The organism is Pseudomonas sp. PS01270 (assembly GCF_029959775.1).
In the GTDB taxonomy this organism is placed as follows: domain Bacteria; phylum Pseudomonadota; class Gammaproteobacteria; order Pseudomonadales; family Pseudomonadaceae; genus Aquipseudomonas; species Aquipseudomonas atacamensis.
On record NZ_JASCPT010000071.1, the window covers coordinates 15,986 to 29,605 of the forward strand.

Here is a 13,620-nt window from a genome sequence, read left to right on the forward strand (position 1 = left end):
GCGTCCAATGCCGAAGCGGACGCGGAGCGTCCAGTGAGGCATTCCCACGCAGAGCGTGGGAACGATCAACATCAGCCAATCCATAACAAGGCTCACCGCATGTCCTCACGTATCGCCAGCAAGCCGTCGGCCATACCCGTTCCGCAAGCCGCGTCCACCACCTCAATGATCCCTGCCCTGCTGCTATGCATCTCCGGCGCGGCAGCATTGGTCTATCAGGTGTTGTGGATCAAACAGCTGTCACTGGTGGTCGGTGTCGAGGTTTACGCGATCACCACCGGCATCAGCGCATTTTTCGCCGGGCTCGCGCTTGGTGGCTGGTTGTTCGGGCGCTGGGCCGATCGCTTGCAACAGCCGGTTCTACTCTATGCCGGGCTGGAAGTGCTAGTGGCGATTCTCGGTGTTGGCGCGACAGTGGCCATGAGTCTGGCGGCCAGTCCTTTCGCCTGGTTGCAAGTTCATGTCGGCGTCCTGGCGTGGTTGCTGCCGTTTGCGCTGGTAGGCATTCCGGCGGTGTTGATGGGCGGGACGCTGCCGGTGCTGGTGCGCTCACTGGCGGCTGAGCCGGGCAAGGCCGGCGGTCAGTTGTATGCGGCGAATACGCTGGGCGCGATCGTTGGCACTTTGCTCGCCGCGTTCGTACTGATCGCCAGCCTCGGGGTGCGCGGCAGTGCGCTGTTCGCCGCGATGCTCAACCTGCTCGCCGCGGCCGGTGCGCTGTGGTTGCAGCGCCAACAGCCAGTAGCGCTGGCCACACCGGTCAAACACGGCAACGCCAAAGCAGCCGACCGCACTGCGCTGTGGCTCTACGCGATCGCCGGGGGCGTGGCGTTGGGTTATGAGGTGGTCTGGTCGCAATCGATCGTGCAGTTCATGAGCACGCGCACCTACGCGTTCGCCGTGGTGCTGGCGACTTACCTGACCGGGCTGTTTATCGGCAGCGCCTTGCTCGCCCGTCGCGTCGAGCGCATTCGCGACCCATGGGGCGTATTCGGCTTGTTGATTGCAGGTGCAGGTTTGATTGCGCTGCTGGAAATCGCCGTGCTGGGTCGTTGGCTGGTGCTCGCGCAGAGCCATGCGGAAACCTGGCTGCTGAGTCTTAGCGTCAGCGAGCTGGCCGGCATGAGCGCGCGCTTTGCCGTGGCGGCGCTGAGCATCGTGTTTGTGCCGACCCTGCTGCTCGGCGCGGCGTTTCCTCTGGCGTTGCGCCTGAGTGTCGGCAGCGAGCGTGTGGGCCGCGATGTCGGCGCCGTTGTCGCGTTCAACACCCTGGGCGGGATCATCGGTGTGATGCTTTGCGGCTTCGTATTGATTCCTTTGTTGGGACTTGTGCGCACCCTCGGTCTACTGGCGCTCGTCGCAGCGACAATCGGTTATCTGGCGGTGCGCAAGGGCCATGGCGTGGCGAAAGGTCGGCGCCAGGCCGTGGTCGCACTAGGTCTGGTTTGCGTTGCGGTGGCGGTACTGACCCCAGCCGACAAACTGGCCAGCCTGTTGCCCGGCGCACGTAACGGCACGCTGGCCTTCTACGAGGAAGGACGCGGCGGCACGGTCGCGGTGGTCACTCAGGGACGTGGCGAAAATACCTTCCACCGTTTGTACATCCAGGGCGTGTCGAACACCGGCGATGCCATGCCGTCGCTGCGCTACATGCGCATTCAGGCGCTGCTGCCACTGCTGATCCACAACGGTGAACCGCGCTCGACCCTGGTGATCGGCTTCGGCACCGGCATCACCGCAGGCGCCATGCTGCGCTATCCGGGGCTGGAACATCGCGTGGTTGCCGAGTTGCTGCCATCGGTGGTGAAAGCAGCGCCCTTGTTCAAGGGCAACTTCAATGCCGCCAGCGATCCCGGCATCGACGTTCGCCTGCGCGACGGTCGCCAGGAACTGCTGCGCAGTGCACAGACCTACGACGTGATCACCCTGGAACCGCCACCGCCCTCCGCTGCCGGCGTGGTCAATCTGTATTCGCGGGACTTCTACCAGCTGGCCGCCAGTCGCTTGCAGGACCAGGGCATCGTCGCCCAGTGGCTGCCGCTGCCGACGCAGAATATCGACGACTCGCGCTCACTGGTGCGCAGCTTCCTCGATGTCTTCCCGCATGCCTCGCTGTGGACCAGCGAGTTCCACGAAATGCTGCTGGTTGGCTCAATGAAACCGATGCAACTGGACGCCGCGAAAATCGCCGCGCGCTTCCAGCAGGACAGCGTACGCAACACCCTGCAGGACGTCGGCATCGGCTCGGCGGCGGCGCTGCTGGCCACCTGGGTCACCGATCGCGCCGGCCTGGAGCGCTTCGCCGCCGACGCGCCGGCAGTGACCGATGATCAGCCGCGCATCGAATACGCGCCGTGGGTACGCAGCAAGGAAATCACCCGCGTGCTACCGGCGCTGCTGGACTTGTATCAGCCACCGACACTGGTCAATGCCGATGCCGGGTTCAGTGAACGCATGGAAACGCATCGGCAGCGGTTGATGCAGTTTTATCGGGCAAGCCTGCACGCCTACGACGGCGATCGGGACGCCTGGGGGCGGGATATTCGGGAAGTGATGCAAGGGGATCGGGCGAACCCATATTTTCGCTGGTTTGTCGGGCAGTAAGGCGGGGGCTGACAGGGTGCCTTCGCGAGCAGGCTCGCTCCTGCAATGGGGATCGTGGCATCCGCGAGAATCAGGTCGGCTGTCAGGCCGCCTTCGCGAGCAGGCTCGCTCCCACAGAAAAGCAGAGCAGCGCAGCTGCCCGCGGCGAAGCCGCCCCACTCAACAATGAGCGTTAGCTCGAGTGCTTTTGATCTTGATTCACCGGCGACGTCGGAAGGCTGAGTGGAGGGATTGATCCGGGGGTGGGAGCGCAGCGACCGTCTGGCGCAGCCAGACACAGCGCAAGGAGGTGCAGCGAAGCAAACCGGAGCCGCTGCGCCCGGATCAGTCCCGCAGCGAAGGAACCCGAGCCTGCGAGGGCCGAACGTAGGAGCAAGCCTTTTGGGTTACCTTTTTGGCGTTTGAAAAAGGTGATTCGCCGTAAGGGCGGAACCGTAATCAGCAACACCCGCAGCAACGGATATGTACCCAAAAAACCAGGAGGCAGGCCCCGCCAAAATAGCGGGAGCCAGCCTGCTCGCAAAGAGGCCCCAAGCCTCACGACATCACTTGGCCTCGGACTTGAGCTTCAGATACGTCTGATGCATGTCACTCGCCCAACCATCGATCACCGCTTTGACGTCAGTGGCCTTCATCACCTGCGAGGAATTTTCCAGCGGCTGACCGGTACCCTTGCGCACCACTTGAGCCACCACCTTGTTACTGCTGCCATCAAGGAAAACCGCCTCGGTGGCCAACGTGGTTTCCTGATCGCGAATACCAGTGGCCGTACTCACCGCAGCAGCCACCAAGGCAATTGGAATCACCTCATACACATGCAGGCCCTCGGTCTTGCTGCTCACCGCAGTGATCGCCGGCCGGATCACGATGACGCCAGGCCCCGGGCCGGTGGCCAGCGGCAGCGACTTGCTCAGCTCACGCTTGAGCGCCTGATCGTAATAACTGGTGATGCCATTGAGGGTCTGCTGGGGGATTTTTTCGGTGGCTTGCGGCTTCGGATACAGCTGGCTCGGCTCGACGTAGACGCTGCTGAATTTGTTGATATCGAGTTTCGGGTCCATCCAGCGCATCACCTCGGCACCCGACGGTGATTTGGTCTCCTTCAGTTGACTGTAATCCTTGAGAAAACCGGAGTACTGGTCTGGCTCGACGGTTTTGCTGGAACAACCCACCACACCCAGGGTGGCGATGCACAGCGTGCCCATCATTACGGCTAGCTTCATGCTGTAACTCCTGTCAGAAGGCCAAATCGTTTGCATAGGGGGAGTTACAGGTATAGCTAAAACCGCAGCAATTGCGATTGCAAATTACAAAATTCACACGGCGCTGCACAGCAAGTCACAGCGCTTATTTGACAGACGCGCTGCATGCGGCAAAGCTGCATCCAGATGTATGCACGCCAGAAGGCCAACGCACCGGACTACGGAAGTCGCAATGCCCAAGCACAAAAACAAAGCGGTGCAACCTGAACCTGACGCATCACCCTCCTCTTTTTCACGTTACCTGTTTCCAATCACCATCGGTGTGCTGCTGGCGGCCGTGGCGGGCATTGGCTGGTTCCTGTTCAGCCCGGCGCCCGCCCCCGTCAAACCCGCAGCGATCAGCACGCCTGTAGCACCGCCAGCCAAGCCGCAACCGACTGTGGCAAGCAAACCGGCAAGCATGGTCGATGAGCAGCAATGCCAGGGCTGCCACAGCGAACAGGTCAAGGACTGGCAAGGCTCGCATCACCAATTGGCCATGCAGCCGGCGACCGCCGAAACCACCCTCGGCGACTTCAACAACGTGACCTTCAAGGCCGAGAACGAGACCACAAAGTTCACCCGAAAGGGCGATGAATTCTGGGTCAATGCGCCCGGCATCGACGGCAAGAATGCCGACTTCAAAGTGGCGTACACCTTCGGCATCGCGCCGCTACAGCAATATCTGATCGAGGTGGGTCAGGGGCGTCTGCAAGCCCTCGGCGTGGCGTGGGATACCGAGAAAAATCGCTGGTTTCATCTGTACGCCGGCCAGGGCGTGAACTTCAAGAATCCGCTGCACTGGAGCAAACCGAGCCAGAACGCCAATTTCATGTGCGTCGAATGCCACACCACCGGTTTCAAGCGCAATTTCGATGCGCAGAGCAACAGCTTCAACAGTCAATGGAACAGCCTCGGAGTCGGCTGTCAGGCCTGTCATGGCCCGGCGTCGAATCACCTGGAGTGGGCGCAGAAAAAAGACGATTTGATCCATAAGGGCTTCGACGTCGATCTCAAGGACAAGAACGCCACGGTAGAAATCGAAACCTGCGCGCGCTGCCATTCTCGCCGCGCGCCGCTGGGCGATGGCTTTACCGTCGGCAAGCGGCTGATGGACGATTACCTGCCCAGCGCCCTGACCCGCGAACTCTATGCGCTGGACGGCAAAATCAAGGACGAAGTGTTCGAACATGGCTCGTTCCTCCAAAGCAAGATGTTCGACAAGGGCGTGCGTTGCAGCAATTGCCATAACCCGCACAGCTACGAACTGAAGGCACCGGGCAACGCCGTGTGTCTGCAATGCCACAACACGGCGGGCAAGACCTCGGTCGCCGGCGTCGACGGCAAGGGCCTGCAAGCGAAGAACTATGACTCCATCGAACACACCCGCCACGCCATGGGCCAGCCCGGCTCGCAGTGCGTCGATTGCCACATGCCTGGCAAGTTCTACATGGGCAACGACTTTCGGCATGACCACAGCTTCAGTATTCCCAACCCGGAGCGTGCGCAGAAACTCGGCACGCCAGACGCCTGCCTGACCTGTCACCAGGGCAAGGCCGGCGACAAGGTCACTGCGCAGTTCAAATTGTGGAACGCCTCCGCCTCCCCGGCTCAGCAGGCACCACGCTATGACGAAAGCCTGTGGCTGATCCGCAATGGCCAGCCCGGCGCCGCCGACGCGCTGTACCAACAATTGCAGCGCAGCAACCTGCCGGCGATCCAGCGCGCAACGTTGCTGGCGGAATTGCCGCTGTACCCGAGCGAACAGGCGCTGAAACTGGCCACTCAGGATCTGAAACATCCAGAGCCACAGGTGCGCGACAGCGCGGTGCGGGCAATCAGCGCATTCCTGCCACCGCCGGAGCGTGCGCCGTTATTGGCGCCGTTGCTCAATGATCCAGTGAAAGCCGTGCGCATCGTCGCCGCGCGGGATCTGCTCGGTGCCTCGCGCAACAATGGTCTGGGGGCGGTGCAAGCCAGCTGGAACGCGGCGATCGCCGAATATGAAGCCGTGCAGAAAAGCTTGCTCGAACGTGCAGAAGCCAATCTCAATCTGGCGATGCTGTACCAGGCCAGCGGGCGCAGTGCCGAGGTCGAACCGTTGCTGCGCAGCGCCCTGCAACGTGACTCGGACTTCTACCCGGCGCTGGTCACGCTGGCACAGTGGCTGGAAGCGAATGGTCGCGCCACCGAAGCGCAGAAGCTGTTGGATGACAGCCTCAAGCAGCATCCGGATGCGGCGCTGTTGCAGCACACGCGCGGGTTGTCGCTGATCCGTGCCGGCCAGTCCGCCGACGCCATGTCCTACCTGCGCAAAGCCGCGCAACTGGAACCGGAGAATGCGCAATACGGCTATGTACTGGCGGTGGCGCTGCATGAGAGCGGCAAGGTTGATGAGGCGTGCGCGATTCTGGAAAGTTTGCTCAAGGTACAACCGGCCAACCGCAATGCGCGGCTGTCGCTGATCCAGTACTACCTCGATAGCGGCCAGGAACCGAAGGCGCAGGTCCTGTTGCAGGGCTGGAAGAAAATGAATATGGGGGATCCGGCGCTCAAGTGATCGATGGGATGCCCCCCCGATCACCTGTGGGAGCGAGCCTGCTCGCGAATGCAATCTGTCAGTGACATCGCAGTCGGCTGACGTAGCGTTTTCGCGAGCAGGCTCGCTCCCACAGGGCTACCACCGCGCTTGCTTCACCAGGACGATGTTTCGCCACTGCGCAAAGCCATTTCCCGCCGGCTATTGGCGCGCATCGCCTTGATCAGCGACACCGTACCCACCAGCAGAATCGCCGCACCAAACAAAAAGTCGATGTTGTACAGCTGGAAATCCTCCACCGGCCCGATCAGCAATGTGCGCACCACCGCAATCCCCACCAGCGTCGCGAGAAAGTCGATCCCCGGTTCATCGCGGTAGAACACCAGCAGCAGCGGCAGGCACAGCACCAGCAAGAGCAGCAACACCACGACCTTGAACGAGCCTTTGCGCTCGACGCTGAACGCACATTCATGCGCGCCGTAAGGCTTGTAGTCCTCATCGCGAATCATCGAGTTTTTCTCGTTGATGTAGTCGGCGCGGTTGTACTTCTGGATCGGCGTGAAGGTGTTGGACATCTCCATCAGCGTGGTGATGTTCTTGAAGCGCAAGTCGATGCGCTCGTTGCCCTTGAGATAATACAGCACCGGTTTGTAGCCGTAGCGATAAGTGTCGAACGGGAACGCCGCGGTCTGAGCGTGCACGCCGATTGCGCGAGGCTCAAGTTCGGCGAAGGCGCTTTTATTGGTCGACGAGAGGTTGCGGCTCAGCGGCTGCACCTTGACCTGCTCGAGGAAGATCGGCGTCACGCCGAACGACCACTGCAACGGTTCCAGACGCAGGCGCAGTTCGTTGCGGCCCAGGTCGTAGCGGTTGAAGGTACGTTCGGAAACCACCAGCGAACCGCCGACCATGAACTCGCCGCGCAGGTTGTTGGTGACGCGCAAGGTCAGTTGATCCTTGCCCAGCAACGCCGCTTCCGTGGTCGGTGGCGTGCCGCACCACGCGGTGCTTTCGCCAACGCCGCCGAGCTGGCCGTCGCGGTTTTCCTTGAATACGTAAAAGTAACTGGCCCACAGCGTCAGCAGCAAAAGCGACGCCGTGAGACCGAGGATTTTTTTGCCCGGACTCACTGATCAGACTCCCTTCTTCGGTTCCATCGTCCAGCCGAAAACCCGCTGGCGACGGCGACTCTACCAAAAGGCCATCAGTGACCCAAGGGAAAATGCCGGATTGGCACCGGACCTAAGGGTTTCCCCGGTACTCGCCTCACCCCCCAAGGAGCGAGCCTGCTCGCGATAGCGGTGTTTGATCGTTCCCACGCTCTGCGTGGGAATGCAGCCCGGGACGCTCTGCGTCCCAATCTAGGTGCGATCGCGAGGAATCAGGCTTTGCAGTTGCTGCGCCAGAAAATTCGCATCAAACGCAAACGTATCCGGATCCTTCAAGCCATTGGTCTTGCGCCACTGCCACGCACCATCCGCCAGGCCAACCAGGGAAATACTCCCGTACCGCGCCGCCGTCAGCCCCATCACTGCCAGGGAAATCTGCCCGCCGCTGCCCATCACATCCGGCACAAACTCCACCGGTTTGCCGGCAATCACAATGCTCAACTTCTCAGTCTTGAACGTCGAGGTCTCCACCGGCACGCTCGGCCCGAACGCGACATACGCCTCGCGACTCACCTCCAGCAGATTCGGCGCCTTGACCGGTTCAAGCCATTGCTCGATCTGGTCGAACAGCGCGCCAATCCGTCTTGCCCATTCAGCTGATTGCGTAGTGAACAGCTGCTTCTTGTGCGCTTCGCTTTCGGCATAGTGGCGAAGCATCTCGCCCAGTTGCTGTACGTCGTTCATTGCGGTGTTCCTCGGAAAGGACCTGCGAAGGGTGATAGTGGCAGATCCCCGGCGCGGCGTACGTTTAGTTCTTGCAGATGCACAGTTGCGCGAAAGATCGGCGGTACAGTCAGTCGGTACTGGCGTCGAGTCTCGAACAGAAGGTAACTTCGGGCAGACCTGAATGCTCGACACTGACATTTGCTTGAGGAAATCCAATGCGCACCATCGGCCTTATCGGCGGCATGAGCTGGGAGTCCAGCGCCGAATACTATCGCCTGATCAACCAACAGGTCCGCGAGCGCCTCGGCCCTTTGCGTTCGGCGCAGTTGCTGATGTTCAGCGTCGACTTCGGCCCGGTCGAACAGGCCCAGCACGCCGGGCGCTGGGACGATGCAGCGGCGATTCTGGTGGATGCCGCACGCAGGCTTGAAGCTGGCGGCGCCGATTGCGTGGTGCTGTGTACCAACACCATGCACAAGGTCGCCGAGCAGATTCAGGCCGCGATCAGCATTCCGTTCCTGCACATCGCCGAACCCGCCGCCCAAGCTGCATTGGAAATCGACGCGCGCACGGTCGGGTTGCTCGGCACCGCGTTCACCATGGAGCAGGACTTCCTCAAGCAGCGTCTGATCGCCCAAGGCCTGACCGTACTGGTGCCGGATGATGCCGAGCGCAAAGAGGTGCACCGGATCATCTACGACGAACTCTGCGTGGGCGTGATCAGCGAACAATCGCGAGAAATCTACCAAGGCGTCATCGAATCCCTGACCGCCCGTGGCGCCCAGGCGATCATCCTCGGCTGCACCGAAATCGGCCTGCTGATCCAACCCGAACACAGCGCCCTGCCCCTGCTTGACACCACCGAGCTGCATGCGCAGTCGGCGGTGGCGTTTGCACTGGGCGAATGACTCAAGGTTTCGACGAACCGCGCAGACGGGCCATGCTCAACGTATCGACCCACTGCCCGTCGCGCATTGAAGCGTCGACTGGCAGATTGCATTCGCGAGCAGGCTCGCTCCCACATTTTAATCCGGCCCTGGCACAACCCCTGTGAGCACTGAAGATTCCTGTGGGAGCGAGCCTGCTCGCGAAAGCGACCTCACAGCCAACACCTGCTTCCCGACGCTACCGTGCTGTTGCCAATTTTTGCCTTTTAAACGCCGCTGTTTAAAAGACACCTCCAGACACGCCTTCCAGGCTACAAATTCTTGCGCCATTGCCTACAGCTACGCCAGAATCCGCCGGCTTGTGCGCCTAGGGGGCGGATTCTATTGTGGTGCGGTCGCTGACGAATCAGCGATCGGGTCTCGCAGCCCGTCGATCTCTGGACGCACAACACCCGCTGTTTTTATGGCGGCTGTACGTGGGAGACCTTAGGGTCTGCCGGTTCTAGAGTCCCGGTCTGCGACCCGCGTACAGCTGCCACCAACCATTTCGTATCGCAGCGAAAGTTGGCAGCTCCGTCGACTCTAGGAGCTTCACCATGATCAAACCAACACCCAACCCACCCGAATCCGACCCTATCTCACCTTACGAATCCCTCGACTCAAAAAAACTTCACCAAGCCGCCGACCGCGCCCTCGACCACTACCTCTGCCCACCCGGCTCGACCCCACCGCCGTTCAGCCCCCGCGCCATGTACGCGGTCACTGCCGACACCAAAAACGAAGACCTGCTGGCCAACGCCTGCGAAACCCTCGCCTCAGCGAAAACCATCGCCCAGGAATTCGCCGGGCTGGTAAAGCCATCGCAGCGGCGGACGCTGATGGGGATTGCGCAGTTGATCATGCTCGGCGAACTGGCGGTAAATCGGGTGCTGGATAATCTGGAGTTACCGCAGTAGCGGGTCTCGCGGCGGGCTCTGAATAAGGCGCCGGCAGTGCTGACGCCTTCGCGGGCAAGCCCGCTCCCACAGGGGATTTGTGTAGCTCACGCGGCTGCGGTTACAGCGCTGAATTTGTGGGAGCGAGCCTGCTCGCGAAAGCGTCGGAGCAGTCAGCATTGCAACCGAACATTACGACAAATTCGCAAGCAGGCTCGCTTCCGCAACTGCCGCGCGGACAAGATCCGGCAAGACCGTTCGTCTGAATACCGTCTGCACCTGTCAGATCTGACAGGTGTGCTTTTTTTCAAACTGGAGTGAGATGGATCCCATTCAATGCACGGCACGGCACGGCAAAATTCTCAGGGAGCGCTTCCATGGATATCCAGTCTTCGATTTTCAACGAGCTGTTTGTTTTGTATCCAGTCATCATCCAAGGCTGGGTCACACCGGTTAAGCCGGAAGGCATTGCCCAGGGCGGGATACCCAAGGCGCTTTATGATGGCCAGACGCAAGGCCTGGAATGTCTGATAGATCCGTGGACGGAAATGCAGCTCGCTTCCTGGACCATGGCCGCTGATGACCGCGTCGACCTGTACGTCAACGACAACCCTACTCCCGTAACGGGCAAGACCGTTGCCCCGGGCGAAGAACAACAGCGGGTGCGCTTGTACTTGCCCCACGGCTGGCTCAACCAGGGCGTCAACCGCTTGTATTACAAGGTCACGCGCGTAGGAGGTAACGATGAATCGTCTCGGGACATGCTAGCCCTCTACCATTTGCGTCTGCCGGAAGCTCTGGATCTGATCATTCCGCTGGATGTAGTACGTGAAGGCGTGGGGCCGGAGCTAGCCGCACGAGGTGTGACATTTGCGTTTACTTACACCAACCGACGCCGCTTCGACACCATAGCGTTTGCGCTCGGCGATACCACCGTGCGATTCGATGTGCCCGAAGCGCCGGCCCCGATCAACCTGACGCTGTTCACCGATACCTTCCAGCGCGCCGGTGACAACCCGAATGCGGTGGCAGAATTCAAAGTATTTGACCAATTGGGCAATGCCGTCATGTCAGGTGAAAAGCGCGTGGACATTCACCTCGGTCGCCTTTCTCTGCTGGCACCCACCGTTCAAGGCATGAACGGCAATCAGTTCAGTCCGACCACCCCGGAAATCAGAGTCCTCGTACCGCAGGGTTCGTTACTGCCCACCGACACGTTGTGGGTGAACTGGCAAGGCGCGACGGCTGTCCCTGAAGGCTCCTACTCAAGCCCGCCTCGGCTGGTCAGTGCCGGCCTGGAGATTGCGGTACCGCGTTCGGTGCTCGCCTACAGCCTGAGCCAAAGGGTTTCAGTCAGTTATTTTATCGAGCGCGACGGCAAAGCCGTGGAGTCGGCTGTGTTGCTGCTGGACATTCTGCCGCTGCCGGCGACCGCTTTGAACGCCCCGAAAATTGTCGAGGCCGATGCCAATAATTTTCTCGATGTCACGGCGCTTGACACCAAAAACGCAACTATTCATGCGCTGCTGCATACCTTGATTGAAGCCGAACAGCCCTGCTGGCTGCGGCTGGAGGGCAAGAAGGCTGACGGCACTGCACATGACTTGACTCTCTGGGCTGGGTTGCCAGCTAGAGTCAACAGCACTTGGATCAACCAGGGTTTCTGGCCACAGACACTGGCAAACAGTTATCTCGTTCAATTGGGGCATGGCACGACGCTGACGCTTAAATACCTGGTGGCGCTGGACAAGAGCAATATCGAAACGAACGCAGTGAAATTTCCGGATCGGGTTTACACGATCAAGGCCGCGCCGGAATTGGTCATTGATGATTCGCCGATGCACTTGCATGCGGAGAAGCTACTTCAAAATTATGGCTGGGGTAGCAGGGAAGTCCCTGGCAATGTTCAGACTCGACAGCCCACCGGAGGTACGCCACCTTACACTTTCCAGTCGGATGATCTAGCAGTGGCTTCAGTTAATTCGGTCGGAAAAGTAACCGGGTTGAAAAACGGACAAACAACAGTCCGTGTCTGCGATCAGTCTGGATCGACAGTGTCGTTTGTGGTGGATGTAAGAAATGTTTTTCGAGTGATCAGAGGTACTGCAACTTATCCTGGCAACGTGCAAGGGGATAAAGATGCACAACTATGGGTGCGCAGCCAACGCGGTGTTCGCTTGCCTAGTAATTCGTATCAGCAAACACTATCGGCCAATTTCACCAATGTATATCAAGACTTTTTTGAGGGAATCTCCGTCTTTCTTCCAAGAGGACAATGCTGCGTTGTGGCTCAAGATCCCCCTACGCCGTATCTCGGAACTTGGATAGGGATTCGTTCCGACGGTACATTTTCTTATTCGAACGGATCACCGTCAGTGTCGACACGAGCAATCGCGTTTGTACCCACTTGAACTTTACAAAGAGTAAAACACAAGCTGGATTTCCCACAAATTGACTGGCAGGGCAAAGTTTCTAGCGAGCCCACCGCATTAGTCGCCCGAGTGGGTATCAAGGCTGAAGACTCGCTCCCACTATCGATACGGTTTGTTCAGTTACGAGTGTGGTGTCTGGGCTGGCGAGAGTACAAAGGCGACGATTTATTTGACGAGCGGTTTAAACAGCAGGGCGTGATCGAGGCTTTTCTTCTGATCGCGAAAGGCCCGCCACGTTTGGCGCAATGCTTTGATTTAAACGATGGCGTTTAAAAGAAACTCACTGACACGCCTTCCAGGCTACAAATTCTTGCGCCATTGCCTACAGCTACGCCAGAATCCGCCGGCTTGTGCGCCTTGGAGGCGGGTTCTATTGTGGTGCGGTCGCTGAATGTTCAGTGATCGGGTTTAGCAGCCCGGCTTATCTCTAGACGCACAAGGTCTTGCCGTTATGGCGGCTTTGCGTGGGGCACTTCGGTGCGCCGGGTTCTAGAGTCCTGGTCTGCTAACCCGCGTACAGCCGCCACCTCCTTCGTTAGCAGCGAACGGTGGCAGCTTAACCACTCTAGAGGCTTCACCCATGATCAAACCAACACCCAACCCACCCGAAACCGATCCCACCTCCCCTACGAATCCCTCGATTCAAAAAAACTCCACCAAGCCGCCGACCGCGCCCTCGACCACTACCTCTGCCCACCCGGCTCTACCCCGCCACCCTTCAGCCCCCGCGCCATGTACGCGGTCACTGCCGACACCAAAAACGAAGACCTGCTGGCCAACGCCTGCGAAACCCTTGCCTCAGCGAAAACCATCGCCTAGGAATTCGCCGGGCTGGTAAAGCCATCGCAGCGGCGGACGCTGATGGGGATTGCGCAGTTGATCATGCGCGGGGAATTGGCGGTGAATCGGGTGCTGGATAATCTGGAGTTGCCGCAGTAGCGGGGCTTGAATGATCGTTCCCACGCTCTGCGTGGGACTGCCTCAAGGGACGCTCCGCGTTCCAGCTCTGGGGGGACGCAGAGCGTCCCAGGCTGCATTCCCACGCGGAGCGTGGGAACGATCAACGCGTAAGCAGTGAAGATTCTTGTGGGAGCGGGCCGGGGGGCGGAATCGGGTTGTGCTTGACGGTGGGGTGGGCGGGGGGGGT

The 13,620-nt window shown here is 59.9% G+C and carries 8 protein-coding genes and 1 pseudogene; 6 read left to right on the forward strand and 3 right to left on the reverse strand.

The window, feature by feature from the left end:
• The first annotated feature begins 99 nt into the window (after positions 1 to 99).
• Positions 100 to 2,604 (forward strand): fused MFS/spermidine synthase, encoded by a 2,505-nt coding sequence (locus tag QMX86_RS18610; RefSeq protein ID WP_282386812.1) that lies wholly within the window; start codon positions 100 to 102, stop codon positions 2,602 to 2,604.
• Positions 2,605 to 3,149: 545 nt separating this feature from the next.
• Here QMX86_RS18610 and QMX86_RS18615 read toward each other — a convergent pair.
• The gene (locus QMX86_RS18615; RefSeq protein WP_016774611.1) at positions 3,150 to 3,827 is read right to left on the reverse strand and encodes a DUF3313 domain-containing protein; all 678 of its coding nucleotides are present in this window, start codon (positions 3,825 to 3,827) and stop codon (positions 3,150 to 3,152) included.
• A 211-nt stretch (positions 3,828 to 4,038) separates the two neighbouring features.
• Here QMX86_RS18615 and QMX86_RS18620 point away from each other — a divergent pair, with 211 nt between their 5' ends.
• Positions 4,039 to 6,405, forward strand: a complete 2,367-nt coding sequence (locus tag QMX86_RS18620; RefSeq protein WP_243243060.1) for a tetratricopeptide repeat protein — start codon at positions 4,039 to 4,041, stop codon at positions 6,403 to 6,405.
• Between the two features lie 134 nt (positions 6,406 to 6,539).
• On the opposite strand, the gene QMX86_RS18625 is transcribed toward QMX86_RS18620, so the two are convergent.
• Together QMX86_RS18625 and QMX86_RS18630 are read right to left on the reverse strand one after the other, a co-directional pair.
• Positions 6,540 to 7,514: a hypothetical protein gene (locus QMX86_RS18625; protein ID WP_282387803.1), complete on the reverse strand. Its 975-nt coding sequence runs from the start codon at positions 7,512 to 7,514 to the stop codon at positions 6,540 to 6,542.
• A 231-nt stretch (positions 7,515 to 7,745) separates the two neighbouring features.
• The gene (locus QMX86_RS18630) at positions 7,746 to 8,237 is read right to left on the reverse strand and encodes a hypothetical protein (RefSeq protein WP_110645201.1); all 492 of its coding nucleotides are present in this window, start codon (positions 8,235 to 8,237) and stop codon (positions 7,746 to 7,748) included.
• A gap of 197 nt (positions 8,238 to 8,434) precedes the next feature.
• On the opposite strand from QMX86_RS18630, the gene QMX86_RS18635 reads away from it, so the two are divergent.
• From QMX86_RS18635 to QMX86_RS18650, 4 genes and pseudogenes are all read left to right on the forward strand, one after another.
• On the forward strand, positions 8,435 to 9,127 hold the full coding sequence (locus QMX86_RS18635; RefSeq protein ID WP_282387801.1) for an aspartate/glutamate racemase family protein: 693 nt from the start codon (positions 8,435 to 8,437) through the stop codon (positions 9,125 to 9,127).
• 575 nt (positions 9,128 to 9,702) lie between these two features.
• Complete coding sequence (locus tag QMX86_RS18640) at positions 9,703 to 10,062, forward strand: DUF6124 family protein (protein WP_282387619.1); 360 nt, start codon at positions 9,703 to 9,705, stop codon at positions 10,060 to 10,062.
• Positions 10,063 to 10,418: 356 nt separating this feature from the next.
• Positions 10,419 to 12,452: an Ig-like domain-containing protein gene (locus QMX86_RS18645; RefSeq protein ID WP_282387617.1), complete on the forward strand. Its 2,034-nt coding sequence runs from the start codon at positions 10,419 to 10,421 to the stop codon at positions 12,450 to 12,452.
• 601 nt (positions 12,453 to 13,053) lie between these two features.
• A pseudogene (locus tag QMX86_RS18650) lies at positions 13,054 to 13,412 on the forward strand (hypothetical protein).
• Positions 13,413 to 13,620 lie beyond the last annotated feature (208 nt).